This window comes from Streptomyces sp. NPDC001157, assembly GCF_053598255.1.
In genome coordinates, this window is sequence record NZ_JBSFJW010000026.1 from 95,846 (window position 1) to 115,149 (window position 19,304).

Here is a 19,304-nt window from a genome sequence, read left to right on the forward strand (position 1 = left end):
AGGGGCGGTGGTCAGTCCTGGGCGCGTCCCGTGGTGAGGCGGGCGAGGATGAGCGCGAGCAGGATGATTCCGCCGTAGATGGCGTCGATCCAGAACGACGGCACCTGGGCCATGGTCAGCATGGTCTTGACCACACCCAGCAGGAGTACGCCGGTCAGGGCGCCGAACATGGTGCCCTTGCCGCCGTCGAGGCTGATCCCGCCGATCACGGCGGCGGCGAACACGGTGAAGATCATGTTCTGGCCCTGGTTGGCGCCGATGGCTCCCACGTAGCCGGTGTACATCAGACCGCCGACCGAGGCGAGGACACCGGCGACGACATAGACGCCGAGCCGGACGCGGTCGACACGGATGCCGGCGGCGCGGGCCGCCTCCAGGTTGCCGCCGATCGCGTACAACGAACGGCCCACCCGGTGGTACTTGAGCAGCAGCCCGGCGATCGCGAAGGCCGCGGCGGCCACCCACACGGAGATCGGGATGCGCAGGAACGTGGTGGTGGCCAGCGAGAAGAACGCATCGGGCATGCCGAACAGTGTCTTGCCCTTCGTGGCACCGACCAGCAGCCCGCGCAGGATGATCAGCATGGCGAGGGTGACGATGAACGCGTTGAGCCTCACCTTCACGACGAGGAAGCCGTTGATGGCACCGATGGCCGCACCCACCAGGGGGATGGCCAGGAGAGCGAGACCGGCGGGGAGTTCCGTGCCCCAGCCGGCCTCGGCGGCCGGCAGCACCAGCAGCGCCGCCACCGCCGGCGCTATGCCGACCACCGACTCCAGGGACAGGTCGAACTTGCCGGTGATGAGGACCAGCGACTCGGCCAGCACCACCATCGCCAGCGATGCCGACGAGGCCAGGATGGAGATCAGGGTGGCCTCGGTGAAGAAGGAGTCGTTCAGTACGGCACCCAGCAGAAGCAGCAGCAACAGCGCCGGTACCAGGGCGAGTTCGCGGGCGCGGCGCAGCAGGACCGCCCTCGCCGCCCGGCCGTCGGGCATGCTCACCGGCTTCACCGGCGGAGCCTTGGTGTCAGCCATGGTCCACTCCTTCGATGGAGGCGATCAGCTCGTGGTCGCGCCAGCCCGCCGGGTGCTCGGCGACGACGCGGCCGTGGAAGAGGACGAGGACGCGGTCGCAGCGCCGCAGGTCGTCGAGTTCGTCGGAGACGACCAGGACCGCGGTGCCGTCCTCTCGGGCGCTGTCCACGCGGGCCAGCAGTGACTCCTTGGACTTCACGTCGACGCCCGCGGTGGGGTTGATCAGGACGAGCAGACGGGGGTCGGAGGCGAGGGCGCGGGCCATGACGACCTTCTGCGCGTTGCCGCCGGACAGGTCGGAGACGGGCTGCTCGGGGCCCTCGGTGTGGATGTCGAGACGGTCGATCAGCTCGGCGGCGAAGCCGCGTCTGCGGTCGGTGCCGATGAAGCCGAGACGGCCGAGCCGGTCCAGGACGCTCATGGTGGCGTTGTCGCCGATGGTCATGCCGGCGACCAGGCCCTGGTCGTGCCGGTCGCGCGGGACACAGCCGACACCGGCCTTCAGGGCGGCCTGCACGGAGCCGAACCGCAGCCGCTCGCCGTTCAGTCGGGCGGTGCCGCCGGTGGGTGTGCGCAGGCCCGCGATGGCCTCCGCCAGCTCGATCTTGCCGCTGGCGCTGGATCCGGCGAGCCCGACGACCTCGCCGCGGCGGACGGTCAGGTCGATGTCCTCGTACGACTCCGAGGTGAGCCCTCGGGCGTCGAGGAGCACGGGCGCGCTGTCGTCGACGAGCCTTTCCTGTACGGCCTGTCCGGCGATCGTCTCGATGGACTCCCCCGCCATCGCCTCGATCAGCGCCGCCCTCGGCAGGTCGGCGACCGGGGCCGTGGTGATCCAGCGGGCGTCCCGCAGGACGGTGACGGTCTGGCAGACCTCGTAGACCTCCTGCAGGTGGTGCGAGATGAACAGGAAGGTGACACCGGAGTCCTGCAGTCCGCGCATGCGGTCGAAGAGCCGCTCGATCTCGCGGTTGTCGAGCTGGGCGGTCGGTTCGTCGAGGACGATGAAGCGGGCGCCGAAGCTCAACGCCCGTGCGATCTCGACCATTTGCCGGTCCTCGACCTTGAGGTCGGCGGTGCGGGCCTCCGGGTCGACGTGCACGTCCCAGGTGTCGAGGAGCGCGGCGGCCTCGGTCTTCAGGCGGCGCCAGCTGATGAAGCCGCGCTGGAGCGGCTGCCGGTTGATGAAGAGGTTCTCGGCGACGGTCAACTCGGGGACGACCGTGGGGTGTTGGTAGACGCAGGCCACCTTGCGGCGCCAGGCGTCGCGGTCGGCGAGTGGGGGCGCGGGCTCGCCGTCGAAGCGGACCGTGCCCTCGTCGGGCGCCTCCAGGCCGGTGAGGATCCGGACCAGGGTCGACTTGCCGGCGCCGTTGCGGCCGACGAGGGCGTGGGACTCGCCGGACAGCACGGTGAGCCGGCCGTCCGCGAGGGCGGTGGTGGGGCCGTACCGCTTGACGATGTCCCGCGCCTCGGCGAGCGGGGTGCTGGGGTCGCTCATTTGACCGTGTTGCCCCACAGCTTGGGGTCGTCGACGTTGCCCTTGGTCACCAGCGGCGCGGGCAGCTGGTCCTCAAGGATGCCGCTGGGCAGCTTGACGATGGTCGAGTCGTGGTCGGTCGGGCCCGGCTTGAAGGTCTTCCCCTCCATCGCCGCCTTGATGTAGTACATGCCGTACTTGGCGTAGGCGTCGGCGGGCTGGGACACGGTCGCGTCGATCTCGCCCTTGCGGATGGCGTCGAACTCCTGCGGGATGCCGTCGTTGGAGACGATGGTGATGTGGCCCGCGGTACCGGCCTTCTTCAGCAGGCCCTTGGACTTCAGGGTCTGCAGGGTCGGCGCCAGGTAGACGCCGCCGGCCTGCAGGTAGATGCCCTTGATGTCGGGGTTGGCGTTGAGGAGGGTGTCGAGTTTGGAGGCCGCGGTGTCGGACTCCCACTTGGCGGGGATCTCCAGGACCTTGAGCCCCGGGTACTTCTTCTTCACGCAGGAGCGGAAGGCCTCGGAGCGGTCCCGGCCGTTGACCGAGGCCAGGTCGCCCATGATCTGCACGACCTTGCCGCTGGTGATGTGCTGCCCCAGGTAGTCGCAGGCCTTGGTGCCATAGGCGACGTTGTCGGCGCGCACGACCATGGCGACCTTGCCCTTGTCGGGCGCGACGTCGACCGCGACGACCGGCACGCCCTTGCGGTCGGCCTGGTCGAGGCCGGCCTCGATGGCGGCGCTGTCCAGCGGGGCGACTACCAGGCCCTTCACACCCTGGTTGAGCTGGTTGTTGATATCGGTGATCTGCTGCGAGGGGTCACTGTTGGAGTTGACCGTCTTGAGCGCGTCGACACCTTCGGACTTCGCCGTCTTCGGCACGTAGTCGTTGTACGACTGCCAGAACGGCGAGGTCAGCAGGGGCAGGATCACCCCGACCTTGCCGGTGCCGCCGCCTCCGGCGCTGCCGGAGCCCCCGGTGTCCTTGGTGCTGCCGCAGGCGGCGAGCGCGAGCGAGGCGCTCGCGGCCACGGCCGTCACACCGATCATTCGAAACCTGTTCCGCTTCCCCACTGTCGTGCCGGGCATCTGGCGGCTCCTCGTTGAGCGTGTTCGAGCAGATGCCCGCATATTTATCAGACCACTTCCCCGGAACAACACCCTCCGACGGCAGATTTTCCCGCCTTCTGACAGTATTGGTCGGACCACCTCCGTGGTTAGACTGCGGCGCACCGGGTGACAGGAGGCATGGCGTGGACGAGACCGCCCCGCAGAAGGGCACGGTGACGCAGCGCGCCATCGAGCGGATCAAGGCGATGATCGGCGAGGGCCGTCTGGAGCCCGGCCAGCGGCTGCCCACCGAACGTGATCTCGCCGTCCAGCTGGGCATCTCCCGCAGCTCGATGCGCGAGGCGATCCGCGCGCTCACGGTGCTCGGTGTGCTGGAGGCCCGGCACGGTTCCGGCATCTATGTCACCCAACTGGAGGCCGGCGACCTGCTGGAGACGTTCGGGGTGGTCGCCGACCTGTCCCGGGGGCCGCGCCTGGTGGAGCTCCTGGAGGTGCGCCGCATCCTGGAGTCGACGGCGACCGCCCTGGCTGCCGCCCGCATCACCCCTGACCAGCTGGCCGAGGTCGAAAAGCACCTCACGGCGATGAACGCCACCGAGGACCCGGAGGAGATCCTCGCCCACGACCTCGCCTTCCACCGCGAGATCGCGGCCGCCGCGGGCAACGACACCATGGCGGCCATCCTGGAAGGCCTGTCCTCCCGCACCTTCCGCGCCCGCGTCTGGCGCGGCTACCAGGAGGAGGGCGCCTTCGCCCGCACCCGGCGCGAGCACGCGGCGATCCACCGCGCCCTGGTGGCCCACGACCCGGAGGCGGCACGGGCTGCGGCGGCCGCACATGTGGGCGAGGTGGAGGAGTGGCTGCGGGCGCAGTTGGGAGGTCAGACGCGACCGTCGGCCTGGCCGCTCTGACGGCGGACTCCCCAACGGGCCGCATTCGGCTGCGGTCGTCGATACGTTGGAGCCATGCGATATGCCATCTCCATCCCTCAGTTCTATCGAGACGGCCAGTTCGATCCGGGAGCCTTCCGCGAGTACTTCGCGAAGGCCGAGGACCTGGGGTACCACAGCGCGTGGGCGCAGGAGTCGCCGTTGGGGACCGGGTCGGTGCTGTCGCCGATGGAGGCCATGACGTACGCCGCCGCGTGCACGACGCGGCTGCGGCTGGGCACCACGGTGTTCGTCAGCACGCTGCACCAGCCCGTGCACTTCGCCAAGGCACTGGCGACCATCGACCAGATGAGCGGCGGCCGACTGGAGGTGGGGGTCGGCTCCGGCGGCCCTGACCGGCCGTTCGCCGCGTTCGGCATGGACAAGGCCCGGTACTTGGCCCGTTTCTCCGAGGGCATCGCCCTCACCAAGGCCCTGTGGACGCAGCCGAGCGTCACCTTCGACGGCGAGTTCTGGCAGCTCCAGGACGCCGTGTTGGAGCCGAAGCCGCTCCAGAAGCCGCATCCTCCGCTGTGGTTCGGCGGATCCAGCGAGTCGGCGCTTCGGCGTGCGGTGCGGCTGGGGAACGGGTTCTTCGGGGCGGGGTCGTCGACCACGGCCGCGTTCAGGGAGCAGGTCGCGTTCGTCACCGAGGCGGCGGCCAAGGCGGGCAGGACGGACTTCCCGATCGCCAAACGGGTCTACATCGACATCGATGCGGACGCCGGGCTGGCGCGTGAGCGGGTCAACGCCGGGCTGGCCCGCATCTACGGCCGGCGCATTCCCCGCATCGAGGCCGCCGCGATCGCCGGCACGCCGGACGACTGCGTGGCCGCCGTCCGCGAGGTGATCGACGCCGGCGCGGGTCTCGTCCTGTTCACCCCGATCGGCGATCCCACCGCCCTCGCGGACCGCATTGCCGACGAGGTGATCCCCGCACTGGCGGTCTGACCTCCAGCGATCCCCCGACTGCGCGCAGGCTGCCGGGTTCAGCCGCTCGCCGCAGGCAGCGAGGCACTGGCGCGCTGCCCCTGCGTCTCGGCCCACTCCCGCAGCTCGTTGCCACCCACCTCCTCGATCGCTGTCTGCAGCGCGGCGCGCGCCGCCGCATCGCGTTCCGCCGGCGGCAGCAGCAGATAACGGTCGACGGCGCGCCGCAGGGTCTCGTGGGACTGCCCACCGGCGATCCAGCGAGCGCCGGGGTTGAACAGCTGCCGCACGCCGGTGAAGAAGACGGCGCCGCCCGCGATCAGCGCGGTCAGCCAGGCCGGGGCATGCAGCCCGGCCGCCACGACCGTCGCCGACGTGGAGGCGAGGGCGCCCAGCTCCGTGGCGTGGTGGAGCCGTCTGGCCCGGTCGCGGGTGCGCCCGTAGAACGCCAAGTCCTGCCGCGCGAGGGCCAGTATCGGGTCCGGCTCCGCGGACCAGTCCGGGTCGGTGACCGTGCTTCGTCTCATCGGGACATCATCGGGGGCGCACGCACACGGAGGAAAGGCCGGCCGGGCGGCAACCCGGCCGTCATACACCGATCCCGTCGCCGGGCCTCCTGAGGCCCGCCGGAACGCAGGGTCATCAGCTGGAAGGGGCGCAGCCGCACACCGACCCGGTCTCCCTCCCGTCGCTCGATCTCCGTCTCGGGCACCGGGCGTTCCAGCAGATCCGTCTCCGTCACGCCCGCCACCTCGAACCCGGCTGTGAGCATCCCCCGGGCGCGTCCCCGTGGGCCTCGTGGAAACCGACCACGACGTCGCCGCCGTCGTCGTCGGCCAGCTTGACCGCGGTGACCACGACCGCTTCGTGATCGACGGCCACCAACGGTTCTGCCTGCGCCGCCTGGTTGATCCGCCCCTCCCGCACATTGATCCACCACCCTTCGCGCACCGCGTCCCCGATCCCCGCCCCCGGCACCAGCGCGTGCCGGAAACGGTGGAGGACCTGGTCGGTCTCCGGGTCCGGGAAACGCGGAGGGCGCGCCGTCACCCGCCGGGTCCTCGGGCGGCCCGCACCCCCGACCGCCCTTATCTACGACAACGACGTGATGGCCGTCGCCGGCGTGGCCACCGCGACCGAACTCGGCTTCTCCGTACCGGCCGACGTGTCGGTGGTGGCCTGGGAGGACTCGGCTCTGTGCCGCATGGTCAAGCCCTGGCTGTCCGCCCTGGTGGACGGCGGACCGGCGCGTACGGTACGGGTGCCGGTGCCCCGGGTGATCGTGCGGGAGAGCACGGGGGCGGCACGGGGCGCCTGATCCGGTGGCGAAGAGGAGGGGTGTCTCTCCCTTGTGGTACCCGCATTCCGGCGTATTCCCGACCCCCCGGTTCTCTGCTTAGCTGCCTCTCGACAGCCGCGGAGCACCGGGGGTTGCCGCTGTCGCTCAACTACGGGGGTACGGCTGTGAAAGCCTCTCAGAGAATGTGATCCCGTCCAGGCGGAAGTCGGCGACCAGCGCCGTCCGTACCGCCGTTTCGTAGTTGCCACCGTTTCCAACGTTTCCCGCCGTGCGGCGACGTGTGCCCGCGCGGCGTGACGGACGCGCCCCGCCCCGTCCGGGCCCGGCCGCGCTCCGCCCTGCCCTGCCCTGCCCGCCGTGCGGCGGCCGGCAGGGGCACCGACACGCCCCGAGCACGAAGGAGGGTTCCTCATGCCTGTCAACGACCCGCTGGACCTCGACCACCTCAGGTCGGTACTCGACCAGGCGGGCAATCCGTGGCACATGACCACGACCAGCATGACGGCGCTCACCGAGGAGCAGCGTGTGGTGCGCCTCGGTGTCCCCGTCGAGTCCGGCGACCGCTCCGCGATCGAGAGCGCGAAGCAGAGCAACATCGCAGCGGCCGTGGCGGCCACCGCCGACTCGGTGGGCGCACCCACCGCGTTCGACCTGCGCAACATCGGCGGCGTCAACTACACCACGCCGGTCAAGAACCAGGGCTCGTGCGGTTCCTGCGTGGCCTTCGGCACCGTGGGCATGATGGAGCACGTCACGCGCTTCAGCTACGGCGCGCCCTATCTGCCGGTCGACCTGTCCGAGGCGCAGGCGTTCTACTACTACGGCCGTCAGGCCGGCCGTACCTGTTCCACCGGCTGGTTCCCGGAGCCCCTTGCCGACCAGGCGCGGGACAACGGCATCACCATCGAGGAGTACTTCCCGTACACGGCGGGCGACCAGGACGCCTCCAAGCTCAACGCCGACTGGCCCAACCGCCTGGTGAAGATCCGCTCCTGGCAGTCCGTCACCAACAACCCGGCGGCGATGAAGGAGAACATCGCACGCTACGGCTCCATCACCGCCTGTTTCCTGGTCTACCAGGACTTCTTCAGCTACTCCAGCGGCGTCTACCGGCACCGCACCGGTGACCTCGCGGGCGGCCACTGTGTCACGCTCGTCGGCTACGACGACGCGCAGCAGTGCTGGATCGGCAAGAACAGCTGGGGTCCGGGCTGGGGCGACCAGGGCTTCTTCCGCATCGGTTACGGCGAGTGCGGCATCGAGACCTGGCACAACGTGGCGGCGCTCGGCACGCTCATCCACAACTGGCTGCCCGACCAGCGCATCCTCGCGCTGTGGAGCAACGAGATCGACGCCAATGTGTGGGCGTACGGCGAGCTGCGCGGCTGGCTGAACCTCAACGGCACCGTCGGCGCGACCGACGCGGCGATGCTCGCCGAACTCGCCGCGTCCAAGGCGAACGGCGCCAAGGTCGGCCTGTACGAGGACAACGGCAGCGTCCAGCAGATCTACGCCTGGTGAGACCGGGAAACCAGGGAGAGGAGAGCACGACATGAGCCCGCAGAACAGCGGCCCCCAGCAGCCGAAGCAGCAGCCGCCCACCACGCAGGCGGTCCGCTCCGCGGCCGAGCAGGACGAGGCCGGGCGGCCCGTACTGCTGCCGCCGGGCGTGGACATCGGCCTGAACGGCAGCGCGCTCACCGCGCAGGGCAAGCCGGCCAGTGATGTGATGGTCGCGCGGTTCGAGCAGACGGCGTCCGGCGAGGCCCGGCCGACGATCACGCCCGAACTCCGCGGCGACCTCCAGGCGTTCGCGGCGGCGCAGGCCGCCACGGCGGTCACGGGCACGTGGACGCAGAACGCGATCGTCGACGCGATGTGGTCCATCAACCAGACCCGCAACGCCTTCCTGCACGTCAAGGGCGGCGCCTGGAAGAAGATCTTCAACGGCAGCGACTGGGCGTTCACCGCGCTGACGACGCTGGCCTCCCAGGCCCGCCAGACGGGACGGCCGATCTCCTTCCGCGAGGAGGCCGACGGCCTGGTCCACGAGATCTACCTGCTGTAGCCCTGCACGGGGAGGGGCCGCGGCCGGGTGTGCCGGACGCGGCCCCTCCGACATCACTCGACGGTGACGCGCAACGCGTACCGGTCGGCCACGTCGTGGCCCCACGGCTGCCTGAGCACGAGCTCAAGGCGCCCCTCACCGGCCTTGGTCGGCCGCAGCCGCAGCACCCGGGTGCCACCGGCGCCCGGGGCGAGCTCTCCCGGCGGCGCATAGTCGCTGGCCGCCACCTCAAGGCCGCCCTCGATGCCCTCGACGTGCCACCGGTAGCCGGTGGTGGCGTTCTCGGCCAGCCGCACCACGAGGTCGTCGCCGAGCCCCATGCGCACCTCGCCGTCCTGCGCCGACACCTGCACCTCACCCACGGGACCGCACCTCCTCGGCTCTGGTCCTATCGGTGTACCCCGCGTTCCCCTGCGTGGCCAGCCGGTGCGACGGCCGAACCGACCGCTGCGGCACTGTGGGGCCTCAGAGACGGAACAGGGCCCAGACGAGCTTTCCGCCGCCGGCCCGCGGGTTCCATCCCCATGCGTCGCTCAGCACCGAGACGACCTGCAGTCCCCGTCCCGACTCGGCGAGTTCGTCGGCCTGCACGGCGACGGGGACCAGGTCGCTCTCGTCGGTGACCGCGCACACGGCGCAGGACCAGCGGTCCCAGTACGCGAGCCACAGCGCCGGCTGCAACTCCGCCGCGCCGTCCGCTGCCCGGCCGTAGCGCAGGGCGTTGCTCAGCAGCTCCGACACGGTGACCGCCACGTCCTCGACGCGTTCCTCCGCGGCTCGGTCGACGAGCGTCGTTCGCATGAAGTCGCGGGCGATGTGGGCGGATTGAGCGATCGGCGGTACGACGAGCACCGAGCAGTGGGCGGGGCCGCAGCCGTCCGCGGAACTCGGGGCGAGGGGAAAGCTCAGGCCGGGCCCGGGCCGGCCGATGTCGTCCACGGCCTGGCACAGCCACTGCCAAGTCGCCTCGATACGCAGGGGGTTGACCGGTTCTGCGACTTGCTCTGCGGACATCGCGACCCCTGGTACCCCTGCGGAGAGAACAACCGAGCGCTACACCTGTGCGAAGTATCGTGCTACGTCCGCCAGTCCGCACGCAAGTGCATCGGCAATTACCGCTGCAATTGCAGATGATCTTGCGAGCAGTGGGCGCCGGGCGCTATCGTCCCGCACACCACCCGTGGATGCAATTGAAGATGCAATTGCAGCGCCGACCACGAGTCCACTCAACGCGACTTCATCTCAAAGAGGTTCAGATGCAGCACGTGAGCAACGGCATGCCTGCCACCGAACTGGCAGGGGCGGTCTGGCGCAAGAGCCACCACAGCAACCCGGAGGGCAACTGCGTCGAGCTCGCCGCCCTCCCGGACGGCAGCGTCGCCGTCCGCAACTCCCGCCACCCCCAGGGTCCGGCGCTCGTCTACACCAGCGCCGAGATCTCCGCCTTCGTCCGCGGTGTGAAGGACGGCGACTTCGACGGCCTACTCCCCGCCGGCTGAGGTCGGGCACACCCGCGGACAGCCGGAAAGCGCCGGCCACCGGTCGGCGCCTTCCGGCGACTTCACGCACCGCAGCCGTACGATGCCTCGGTGCTACCCTGCTTGGTTGAGTCCCGAACACATGCAGACGCAGCCGGTGCGGCGGCCGAGGGGATGACCATGACGGCAGTTCAGCGAGAACCCATTCCCTCCGGTGCCGACGTCCTGAGCCTGCGGCGCGGCGGGCCCACCGTGCAGCGCATCATGCTGGGCACCCGCCTGCGCCGCCTGCGCGAATCCCTCGGCATCAGCCGGGAGAAGGCCGCTGCGGCCATACGCGCCTCGGACGCCAAGCTGTGCCGCATGGAGCTGGGCCGCGTCGGCTTCAAACAGCGCGACATCGCCGACCTGCTCACCCTGTACGGCGTCCAGGACCCTGCCGTACACCAGGAGTTCCTGGACTCGGTGCGGCGGGCCAACGAACCCGGCTGGTGGCGGGCGTACGGAGACGCCTTCCCGAGCTGGTTCGAGCAGCATCTCGGCCTGGAGGAGGCCGCCTCCCTCATCCGGACCTACGAAGTCCAGTTCATCCCGGGCCTGTTGCAGACCCCCGAGTACGCCGAGGCCGTCATCCGGCTCGGTCATCCCATCACCTCCCCGGACGCGATCGCCCGCCGGGTCGAGCTGCGCATGACCCGGCAGGAACTGCTCTGCCGTCCGGACGCGCCGAAGCTGTGGGTCGTGGTGGACGAGGCGGCGCTGCGCCGCCCGCTCGGCGGGGCCGAGGTGATGCGCGCCCAGTTGCAGCACTTGATCAAGGCGGCCTCCTGGCCGAACGTGACGCTCCAGGTGCTGCCCTTCCACGTCGGCGGTCACGCGGCGGCCGGCGGACCGATCACCGTGCTGCGCTTCCCCGTCCCGGACCTGCCGGACGTCGTCTACCTCGAGCAGCTCTCCAGCGCCCTGTACCTGGACAAGCCCGAGGAGGTCGACCACTACCTCGCCGTCATGGACCGCCTGAGCCTGGTGGCCTCGCCGGCCGTGGACTCGGTGCCCTTCCTGGAACAGGTCCTCAAGGACATCTGAGCCCGCCGCGCCCCGAGACCGACGCACCTGGCGGCTGTCGTGCCGCCAATGACAGCACCGACGACCACCACGCAGAGCGACCCGGACTTCGCCGTACCCATCGAGGACCAATGCGGGGCCCGTACCAGGGGCTGATCGCCAGCGGCTGGCACACCTGCGCCGTCATGATGCGGCTGTACACCGACCACTACATCAGCAAGGTGGGCGGCCTGGCCTCCCCGAACCGTGCGGGAGAGCCGCCCGTCCCGCTCCAAGCCGGACCGCGGACTGGTCCACACCGGAATCGAAGTCCTCACCCAGCACGACGAGCCGCTCCTGACCATGACCGCCGTGAACTTCCTGCTGCGCCGGACGGCCGCGGGCCAAGCCGCCGCTGCCGGGTACTCGTACCCGGCAGAGAAGGGGGTCGGCAGATGCACGCTCTTGTCGACTGGCTCGCCGACCTGTCCGGGCCCGTGGTCTACCTCGTGGTCTCGGCCCTGGTCTTCGCCGAGGACGCGCTGTTCTTCGGGTTCGTCCTGCCCGGCGAGACCGCGGTGATCATCGGTGGCGTGCTGGCCCGGCAGGGCAACGTGGAGCTGGTCTGGCTGACACTCGCCGTCGTCCTCGCGGCGATCGCCGGGGACAGCGTCGGCTACGAGATCGGCCGGCGCGCCGGGCCCCCGCTGCTCTCCCGCGGCCCCCTGCGCCGACGGGCCGAGCGGGTGGAGAAGGCGCGCGACCTGATCCGCCGGCGTGGTCCGGCGGCGGTCTTCGTCGGCCGCTTCGTCGCCTTCGCACGGTCCTTCGTTCCGGCGATGGCGGGCGCGTCGAACATGGCGTACCGCCGCTTCCTCCTCTACAACGCCGTGGGCGGCCTGGTCTGGGGTGTCGGCAACGTCCTCCTCGGTTATGCCGTGGGAGCCGCCTACGAACGCGTCGAGGGCCTGGTGGGCCGAACCCTTGCCCTGGCCTCCGCCGCAATCGTCCTCGTGACCCTTGCCGTCTGGCGAATCCGCCGGCACCGCCGCTCCCACTCGTGAAACGCACCGACGAATAACAGTCGAGTTGCCGGGCTTCGAGTTGCGTGAAAGCCTGAATAGAGGTATCCGTATGCCCGGATCGGAGGTTTCCGATGCGCCTCGGACCATTCACCGGCATTGTTGCCGTCATTCTGATTGTGGTCGCTTTCTCCGTAGGCGGGTCGACACCGGACATCGGAGATCCCGGCCCGCAGATCAAGCTCTTCTACCACCAGCACGACACGCGGCAGGGTGTCGCCCTGTATCTGCTGGTCCTGGCTGCGGCGTTCCTGTTGTTCTTCGCCGGGAACCTGCGCCACCACCTCTCCGAGGCCGACCGGCACGGCTGGCTGCCGCAAGTCGCCTTCGCCGGCGGCATTCTGTCGGCGGTGGGCTTCTGGACGGCGTCGAGCCTCACCCTCGCCATGGTCGACGCCAGTGACAAACGGCGGGTCGGCGGCCAGGCATTTCAGGCGATGAATGCCATCAGCACCGATTTCTTCATTCCCTTTGCCGCGGGAATCGGCGTCATGATGCTCGCGGCCGGTCTGGACACGGCACGCAGCGGCACGCCTTTGCCGCGCTGGCTCGGCTGGGCCGGAGTCATTCTCGGCGTGGCCACCTTCATTCCGTGGGTGGGATTCTTCGCCTTCCTCGCGGGCGGCCTGTGGATCATCGTCGTGAGTGTGTTCCTCGCCCGCCCGCCGAAGGTCAAGGCGCCTGCCGAGCCTCCCGTCGCGGCGCCCGCCGGATGACGACCCGGCTCACCCATGCCACTCCACCTTGAACACCCACACATGCTGTCCCGCTCTCCGGGCCGTCTCGGGTACGTCGATCACCAAGGCTCCCTTGTTGACGCTCCAGGTCAGTGGCCGGTCGTGGCCGAGCATCGTCACCCTGTCGCCGCCGCGGATCGGCACCGGTGCCTCGACGGTGAGCCTCGCGCCCGGGCGGGTCAGAGAGTGGATGTAGAAGGCCTGGTCGGGGCGGACCGTGAAGCGCAGGTCGTCGCCGAGCTGCGCCATCCGCGACCAGTAGGTCGTGTCGTAGATCGCCTCTCCGTTGACCTTGAGCCAGGCGCCCGTCTCACGCAGCCGGGTTTGCATGATCTGAGGGATGGTGCCGTCGGCGCGCGGGCCGATGTCGAGCAGGAAGTTGCCGTTCTTGGAGACGATGTCGACGAGACTGTGCACGACCTCCTCGGCGGTCATGTAGGCGTCGTCGGGGGTCGCGCTGTTGTAGCCGTAGCTGAAGGGGTCCAGGCCGCGGCTGGACTCCCACTTGGCGACGACCGTGTTCTCGTACGTCGTGTACTCGGGGGTCGTGAAGTCGTGGAAGGCGATGCCCGAGCGATTGTTGACCGTGACGTCGATCGGACGGGCCCGGTTCTTGGCGTGGTTGAAGTACTCGGCGAGGACGTGAAGGCTGTCGTTCACGCCGCCGATGTCGCACCAGATGAGCTCCGGGTCGTAACCGTGGATCAACTCCAGCAGCTGCGGGGCCTGGTAGTCCTTCACGTAGTCCTTGCCCGCGGTGTATCCGGTGTAGGGGACCGGTTCGAGGGTGTACGGGTTGCGCGGGGCGTGGCCCATCCACGGGTTGTCGGGGTTGAACCACTCGGGCATCGAGAAGTAGAGGCCGCGGTGGAGTCCGGGGGCGTGGCGCCGGGACGCCTCGAACAGCTCCTTGACCAGGTCCCGTTTCGGGCCCAGCTGCACGGCGTTGCGGTCGGAGACCTTGGTGTCCCACAGGGCGAAGCCCTCATGGTGCTTCGAGGTGAGCACGTGGTACTGGGCGCCCGCGTCCCGGAACAGCTCCACCCACGCGCGCGGGTCGTACTTCTCGGCGGTGAAGCGCGGGATGAAGTCGTCGTAGGCGAAGTCCTCGCCGTAGGCGGCCCGGTGGTGGGCGTACGTGGGGTTGTTCGGGTCCTGCATCTGGTCCCAGTACCACTCGGCGTACTGCTTGCCGACCGGCGCCCAGGCGGGCACCGCGTAGACACCCCAGTGGATGAAGATGCCGAACTTGGCGCCCTGGAACCAGTACGGGGCCTGGTGGGCGGCGAGGGAGGCTTCGCTGGGCTGGTAGTCGGCCGTGCCGAGCGTCAACCTTCCTTTTTGTACGGCGATTTGGGTGCCCCGTCCGGCGACGGCCACCGAGCCGTCCTGCTGCGTTCCGGGCGCGGTGCCCGTGCGGTTGCGGATGCCGACGCGGACGCGGGCCTGTTCGCCGGGGTCGAGGCGGCGTATCCGGGCGGGTTCTACGGTGCGGGCGCCGGGGACGTCGACGCGTACGGACACCTCGTCGGCGGCCAGGACGGCGACGGTACCGGCGTTGACGACGGTGGCCTCGACGCTCTGGGCGCCGGTGGCGGCCAGCAGGGAGTGGGTGGAGCGGGCGTCGTGCAGGGCCAACGCCCGCCCCTGGGCGACGGGTTGGAGGGAGAGCGCGAAGACGTGCAGGGCGGTCTTGTTCGCCTCGGCCGGGTTGGTGACCGGCAGGGTGACGGCCACGGCCTCGCGCCGTGGGTCAATCCACGCCTCCGAGGTGCCGATGCCCACGCCGTGCTCGTCCTTGGTGCCGTCCGGCTTGTAGCGGTAGGGCGCGGACAGGGAGCCGCCGGCCGAGTACCAGTCGGCGCCGGTGAGGCCGGCGGTGCTGGTCGAGCCGTCGGCGTAGTGGACGGTGGCCTTGCCGGTGGCGTTGCCGTAGCTGCCGGCGGTGAGGAAGACCGCCGAGAGATAGCGGCCCTTGGGGAGTTCGATGCGCTGGCCGAGTGCGACGACGTTGTTCTTGGCGCCCGCGGTCGCGGCCGGGAAGAGGAAGGGGATGCCGTCGACCTCGATGCGGCCCGCGGGGAGTTCCTCGCCGGGGAAGGTGTAGCCGGAGCCGTCGAAGTCGCCGCCGGGGGCGGAGGCGGTGTCGATGCCGTCGTTGTCGTAGAGGCTGTCGAGCGGGACGGGGACCGGGGCGGGGACGGGGACCCATTGAGGGGAGGCGGCCGGTTCGGCGGCGTGCGCCTCCGGCGCGGTGGTGAGGGGCAGGGCGGCGGCCGCGGCGGCGACTGAGGCGGCGGCCGTCAGGACCTGACGTCTGGGACAGGGACTCATACTCATGAGCGGCTCCCGATTCATCCGATGTCTGATGATTGGGCGGGCTCAGGGGCCTGTCAATGGGGCGTGATCGCATGGGAGTTGATCCATTGATCGGACGACCTGCGAGTGAAGCCGTCATGGCCGGCCGACGGCCCGCGAAAAGTCCGAGACGAGCCGCCCGTATGTCCAAGAGCGAGTGCTCTCGACGCGGCGGCCGCGGCGGGGCAGAGTGCTCTGCGTACTCATGAGTAGTTCCACGTCACGCACCCCGAGGAGCGCCCGTGACCAGCTGGGTCGGCCGGACCGCCGCCGAGATCGCCGCCGCCGTACGCGAGAAGCGGGCCACGCCCCGTGAGGTGGTGGCGGAGCACCTCGACCGGATCGAGCGGCTGGACGGCCGGGTCGGGGCGTTCCGGGTGGTGCGGGCCGAGGCGGCGCTCGCCGAGGCCGACGAGCTGGCCTCCCGCGACGATCTGGCCGAACTGCCGCTGGCGGGTGTGCCGGTGGCGGTCAAGGACAACCTGGCGGTGCGCGGCGAGTCCAACCGCGTGGGCTCCGCCGCGACGCCGGACACCCCCGCCTCCGACGACCACATCACGGTGGCGCGGCTGCGGGCCGCGGGCGCGGTGGTCGTGGGCCTGACCAACGTGCCCGAGCTGTGCATCTTCGGAACCACCGAGGGCGTCCACGGCACCGCCCGCAACCCCTGGGACCCGACCCGCACGGCGGGCGGTTCCTCGGGCGGCAGCGCGGCCGCGGTCGCCGCCGGCCTGGTGCCGATCGCCCTCGGCAACGACGGCATGGGCTCGCTGCGCATCCCGGCCGCCAACTGCGGCCTGGTCACCATCAAGCCGGGCCACGGAGTCGTCCCGGCGGGCATCAGCGACGGCGACTGGTTCGGCATGTCCGAGAACGGCCCGCTCGCCACGACGGTCGAGGACGCGCGCCTGATGCTGGCAGTGCTGGCGGACGCCGAGGTGACGGCGCCGGACGAGCCCGCCATGCGCAAGGTCGCCGTCTCGCTGCGCAGCCCTCTGGCCGGCGTCACCATCAGCGCGCCGTACACGACCGCGGCCCGCGACGCGGCCGGCGTCCTGATCAAGGCCGGTCACCAGGTCCGCCGCGCCGACCCGCCCTACCCCCTCTCCCTGAGCACCATGTCGCTCGCCCACTGGACCGCGGGCACCGCGGTGGACGCCCAGGGCCTGGACCCGCGCCTGCTCACCCGCCGCACCCGCGTGCACGCCACCATCGGCCGCCGCTTCCTGAGCAGCGTCCGGGGCGGCGACAGCCGGGAGCGCCTGCGCCGCCGTATGGAGCCGTTCTTCGCCGAGTACGACGTCCTGCTCACCCCCGCGCTCGCCCGCCGCTCCCCCAGGTCGGTGGCCTGGCACGAGCGGGGCTGGCTGGCCAACGTCCTCGCGAACACCAACTACTCGCCCCTGACCCCGCCGTGGAACCTGACCGGCTGGCCCGCCATGTCCGTCCCCTTCGGCACCCTGCCCTCCGGCGCCCCCTGCGCGATCCAGCTGGTGGGCCGCCCCGGCTCGGAGGCGATGCTGCTGGAGGTGGCGCAGCAGCTGGAGACGCTGCATCCGTGGCAGCGGACGGCGCCGCTGGACCGGTAGTTCCGCGGAGGCGGGATGCAGGGCGGTGGACGCCGGGAAAATGGGGCTGAAGAGCGGCCCCTGCCCGTGCTTGCATGGGTCGCATGATGTCCACCGACCGTCTGCTCGCCTTCGCGGCGCTGTCCTTCCTGCTGATCGTGATACCCGGGCCCAGTGTGCTGTTCGTGATCGGACGGGCGCTCGCGCAGGGGCGCCGGGCGGCGCTGACCACCGTGGTGGGCAACACGCTCGGCGCCTATCTGCTGGTCGTGGCGGTGGCGTTCGGCATCGGCTCGGTCGTGGAACGCTCGGTCCTGGTCTTCACCGTGCTCAAGCTGGCCGGCGCGCTCTACCTGGTGTACCTCGGGGTGAAGGCGTGGCGTGAACGCGGGTCCCTGCGGGCTGCGTTCGCGGGCGGCGAGGTGCCCGCGCACAGCGGACTGCGCACCTTCTGGGAGGGGTTCGCGGTCGGTGTGACGAACCCGAAGACCATCGTGTTCTTCGCGGCCGTGCTGCCGCAGTTCGTGGACCGCGACAGCGGACACGTCACGGTGCAGATGCTGCTGCTCGGCCTGGTCTTCAACGTGATCGCGCTGGCTTCCGACAGCGTGTGGGGCCTGATCGCGTCCACCGCCCGCGGCTGGTTCGCCCGCTCCCCGCGCCGGCTGTCCCTGGTCGGCGGCGTCGGCGGCCTCACCATGATCGGCCTCGGGGTGACGGTGGCCGTGACGGGGCGCAAGGACTAGGGCGACTGCGTCCCTTTCGGTCACCGATGAGTTTCGGCATGCCGGACGGTCCAAGTCGGCACACCTGACAAAGGGAGAACCCGATGGGCACCACGCACCTGCATCCGACGACTCACATCGCCCGCCGCATGTTCGAGCTCCTGGAGCCGATCTGCCTGGTCACCTTCATGGCCGACGAGTGCAACGAGGAACTGGCCGCACTCGGCCACCGCACCTACTGGGACGGCTACTTCGCCAGCCGCGCCGCACCACTGGGACGGGTGCCGGCCCAGGTCGTGCACGCGGCCTTCTACAACTTCGCCGACGGGGAAGCCGCACGGCACATCCCCAGCGCCTGGGAGACGATCCCGCCCGAGGCCTCCGTCGCCGCGCGGGAGCGGGGCAGCGCGGCCTCCCTACGGCGCATCCTCGGCGACGAGCTGGCCGGCTCCCCGGGCCTGGTGCGCGCCGCGGACCTGACCACCAAGGCCGCTACGAGCGCCCCCACCGAAGGCCGGATGATGTACGCCGGAATGCGCACCCTTGAGGTACCCGGCGACCCCGTCGCCCGGCTGTGGCATGCCGCGACCATGCTGCGCGAGCACCGCGGCGACGGGCACATCGCCGCTCTCGTCGGCGCGCGCATCGGCGGCACGGAGGCCCATGTGCTCTCCGCTCTGGAGCAGGGCATCCATCCCCCGGAGTCGTTCGGACGCATCCATCACCTGCCGAAGGAGCGCCTGGCCGCCGTCATGGACGGCCTGCGCGAACGCGGACTCGTCGACACCGACGGCCACTTCACCGACGCCGGCCGCGCGACCAAGCACCGCATCGAAGCCCTCACCGACGAACTCGCCGCCCCGCCCTACGACGCCCTGTCCCCCGCCGAACTCGACGAACTGATCACCGAACTCGAACCCATCACCGCGGCACTGGTGGCTACAGGCTCTCAGTGACACGAAAAGATTGCTGCAGAGCTTCGTGCTTGCGTACCGCCGCGCCCTACAGCGCCCGGTACATCACATGCAGCCCCACCCGCCCGTAGCGCGGATGCTCGTACGCCTCCGGCACCGTGCCCAGGATCTCGAAGCCCAGGGACGTCCACAGCTGCACGGCCGGGTTCGTCTCGACGACGGCGTTGAATACCATCGCCCGGTAGCCGTCGGACTTCGCGGCGGCCAGGACGTGTTCAGCGAGGGCCCGGCCGATGCCGCGGCCCGCCCGGTCGGGGTCCACCATGAAGCCGGCGTTCGCGATGTGGGCCGCGGGGCCGCCGTAGTTGGGGGTGACGTAGGCCGAGCCGACGACGGCGCCGCTCTCGTCCTGAGCGACGTAGACATGTTTGGCCGGGTTCATCCACAGGGCCCGGGCCGCCTCCTCGGAGGTGTCCGGGTCCCAGGTGTAGGTCTCGCCTGCGGCGACGATGCGGTGCCAGAAAGGCCAGATCCGCGGCCAGTCCTCGGCCGCGGCTTCTCTGATCTGCATGGGCGTGAGT

19 protein-coding genes and 2 pseudogenes are annotated in these 19,304 nt (G+C 70.4%); 12 read left to right on the top strand and 9 right to left on the bottom strand.

What is annotated here, in order from left to right; translation table 11 throughout:
- Positions 1-11: 11 nt before the first annotated feature.
- From ACWDAG_RS34005 to ACWDAG_RS34015, 3 genes are read right to left on the bottom strand one after another with little or no spacing between them, the layout of a single operon-like run.
- Positions 12-1,037 (bottom strand): ABC transporter permease, encoded by a 1,026-nt coding sequence (locus ACWDAG_RS34005; RefSeq protein WP_450699398.1) that lies wholly within the window; start codon positions 1,035-1,037, stop codon positions 12-14.
- A complete protein-coding gene (locus tag ACWDAG_RS34010) occupies positions 1,030-2,538 on the bottom strand; it encodes a sugar ABC transporter ATP-binding protein (protein ID WP_450699399.1) in 1,509 nt (502 codons plus the stop codon). The genes ACWDAG_RS34005 and ACWDAG_RS34010 overlap by 8 nt, the downstream gene beginning before the upstream one ends.
- Positions 2,535-3,608, bottom strand: a complete 1,074-nt coding sequence (locus ACWDAG_RS34015) for a sugar ABC transporter substrate-binding protein (protein ID WP_450699400.1) — start codon at positions 3,606-3,608, stop codon at positions 2,535-2,537. Before ACWDAG_RS34015 ends, ACWDAG_RS34010 begins: the two co-directional genes overlap by 4 nt.
- Positions 3,609-3,772: 164 nt before the next feature.
- On the opposite strand from ACWDAG_RS34015, the gene ACWDAG_RS34020 reads away from it, so the two are divergent.
- Both ACWDAG_RS34020 and ACWDAG_RS34025 read left to right on the top strand, forming a co-directional pair.
- On the top strand, positions 3,773-4,501 hold the full coding sequence (locus tag ACWDAG_RS34020; RefSeq protein ID WP_450699401.1) for a FadR/GntR family transcriptional regulator: 729 nt from the start codon (positions 3,773-3,775) through the stop codon (positions 4,499-4,501).
- Between the two features lie 54 nt (positions 4,502-4,555).
- Positions 4,556-5,470, top strand: a complete 915-nt coding sequence (locus ACWDAG_RS34025; protein ID WP_450699402.1) for an LLM class flavin-dependent oxidoreductase — start codon at positions 4,556-4,558, stop codon at positions 5,468-5,470.
- Positions 5,471-5,508: 38 nt separating this feature from the next.
- Here the strand turns inward: ACWDAG_RS34025 and ACWDAG_RS34030 are convergent, their stop codons facing one another.
- Positions 5,509-5,976, bottom strand: coding sequence for a DUF4231 domain-containing protein (locus ACWDAG_RS34030; RefSeq protein WP_450699403.1), 468 nt, complete (start codon positions 5,974-5,976; stop codon positions 5,509-5,511).
- 104 nt (positions 5,977-6,080) lie between these two features.
- A pseudogene (locus tag ACWDAG_RS34035) lies at positions 6,081-6,541 on the bottom strand (glycosyl hydrolase-related protein); the annotation flags it as partial.
- On the opposite strand from ACWDAG_RS34035, the pseudogene ACWDAG_RS34040 reads away from it, so the two are divergent.
- The 3 genes and pseudogenes from ACWDAG_RS34040 to ACWDAG_RS34050 all read left to right on the top strand — a co-directional run.
- Positions 6,486-6,767, top strand: a pseudogene (locus ACWDAG_RS34040) (substrate-binding domain-containing protein); the annotation flags it as partial. The pseudogenes ACWDAG_RS34035 and ACWDAG_RS34040 sit on opposite strands and share 56 nt — an antisense overlap.
- Positions 6,768-7,160: 393 nt before the next feature.
- On the top strand, positions 7,161-8,270 hold the full coding sequence (locus ACWDAG_RS34045; RefSeq protein ID WP_450699404.1) for a C1 family peptidase: 1,110 nt from the start codon (positions 7,161-7,163) through the stop codon (positions 8,268-8,270).
- A gap of 31 nt (positions 8,271-8,301) precedes the next feature.
- Positions 8,302-8,817 carry a hypothetical protein gene (locus ACWDAG_RS34050; protein ID WP_450699405.1) on the top strand — a complete coding sequence of 172 codons (516 nt, stop codon included), beginning with the start codon at positions 8,302-8,304 and terminating at the stop codon, positions 8,815-8,817.
- A gap of 53 nt (positions 8,818-8,870) precedes the next feature.
- Here ACWDAG_RS34050 and ACWDAG_RS34055 read toward each other — a convergent pair whose 3' ends face one another.
- The gene (locus ACWDAG_RS34055) at positions 8,871-9,179 is read right to left on the bottom strand and encodes a protease inhibitor I42 family protein (RefSeq protein ID WP_450699406.1); all 309 of its coding nucleotides are present in this window, start codon (positions 9,177-9,179) and stop codon (positions 8,871-8,873) included.
- Between the two features lie 103 nt (positions 9,180-9,282).
- Entirely contained in the window at positions 9,283-9,831 is a 549-nt protein-coding gene (locus tag ACWDAG_RS34060; protein ID WP_450699407.1) for an ATP-binding protein, read from the bottom strand.
- A gap of 242 nt (positions 9,832-10,073) precedes the next feature.
- On the opposite strand from ACWDAG_RS34060, the gene ACWDAG_RS34065 reads away from it, so the two are divergent.
- The 4 genes from ACWDAG_RS34065 to ACWDAG_RS34080 all read left to right on the top strand — a co-directional run bounded on the left by ACWDAG_RS34065 (position 10,074) and on the right by ACWDAG_RS34080 (position 13,137).
- Positions 10,074-10,316, top strand: coding sequence for a DUF397 domain-containing protein (locus ACWDAG_RS34065; RefSeq protein WP_123969107.1), 243 nt, complete (start codon positions 10,074-10,076; stop codon positions 10,314-10,316).
- Between the two features lie 159 nt (positions 10,317-10,475).
- A complete protein-coding gene (locus ACWDAG_RS34070) occupies positions 10,476-11,381 on the top strand; it encodes a helix-turn-helix domain-containing protein (RefSeq protein WP_450699408.1) in 906 nt (301 codons plus the stop codon).
- 413 nt (positions 11,382-11,794) lie between these two features.
- Positions 11,795-12,403 (top strand): DedA family protein, encoded by a 609-nt coding sequence (locus ACWDAG_RS34075; RefSeq protein ID WP_450699409.1) that lies wholly within the window; start codon positions 11,795-11,797, stop codon positions 12,401-12,403.
- Positions 12,404-12,495: 92 nt separating this feature from the next.
- Entirely contained in the window at positions 12,496-13,137 is a 642-nt protein-coding gene (locus ACWDAG_RS34080) for a hypothetical protein (RefSeq protein ID WP_450699410.1), read from the top strand.
- A 9-nt stretch (positions 13,138-13,146) separates the two neighbouring features.
- Here ACWDAG_RS34080 and ACWDAG_RS34085 read toward each other — a convergent pair whose 3' ends face one another.
- On the bottom strand, positions 13,147-15,492 hold the full coding sequence (locus ACWDAG_RS34085; protein ID WP_450699438.1) for an alpha-L-fucosidase: 2,346 nt from the start codon (positions 15,490-15,492) through the stop codon (positions 13,147-13,149).
- 266 nt (positions 15,493-15,758) lie between these two features.
- Here ACWDAG_RS34085 and ACWDAG_RS34090 point away from each other — a divergent pair, with 266 nt between their 5' ends.
- The 3 genes from ACWDAG_RS34090 to ACWDAG_RS34100 all read left to right on the top strand — a co-directional run bounded on the left by ACWDAG_RS34090 (position 15,759) and on the right by ACWDAG_RS34100 (position 18,765).
- On the top strand, positions 15,759-17,105 hold the full coding sequence (locus tag ACWDAG_RS34090) for an amidase (protein ID WP_450699411.1): 1,347 nt from the start codon (positions 15,759-15,761) through the stop codon (positions 17,103-17,105).
- An 83-nt stretch (positions 17,106-17,188) separates the two neighbouring features.
- Complete coding sequence (locus ACWDAG_RS34095; protein ID WP_450699412.1) at positions 17,189-17,830, top strand: LysE family translocator; 642 nt, start codon at positions 17,189-17,191, stop codon at positions 17,828-17,830.
- Positions 17,831-17,913: 83 nt separating this feature from the next.
- Positions 17,914-18,765 carry an SCO6745 family protein gene (locus tag ACWDAG_RS34100; RefSeq protein ID WP_450699413.1) on the top strand — a complete coding sequence of 284 codons (852 nt, stop codon included), beginning with the start codon at positions 17,914-17,916 and terminating at the stop codon, positions 18,763-18,765.
- Positions 18,766-18,811: 46 nt separating this feature from the next.
- On the opposite strand, the gene ACWDAG_RS34105 is transcribed toward ACWDAG_RS34100, so the two are convergent.
- The gene (locus ACWDAG_RS34105; protein WP_450699414.1) at positions 18,812-19,294 is read right to left on the bottom strand and encodes an N-acetyltransferase family protein; all 483 of its coding nucleotides are present in this window, start codon (positions 19,292-19,294) and stop codon (positions 18,812-18,814) included.
- Positions 19,295-19,304: the final 10 nt, after the last annotated feature.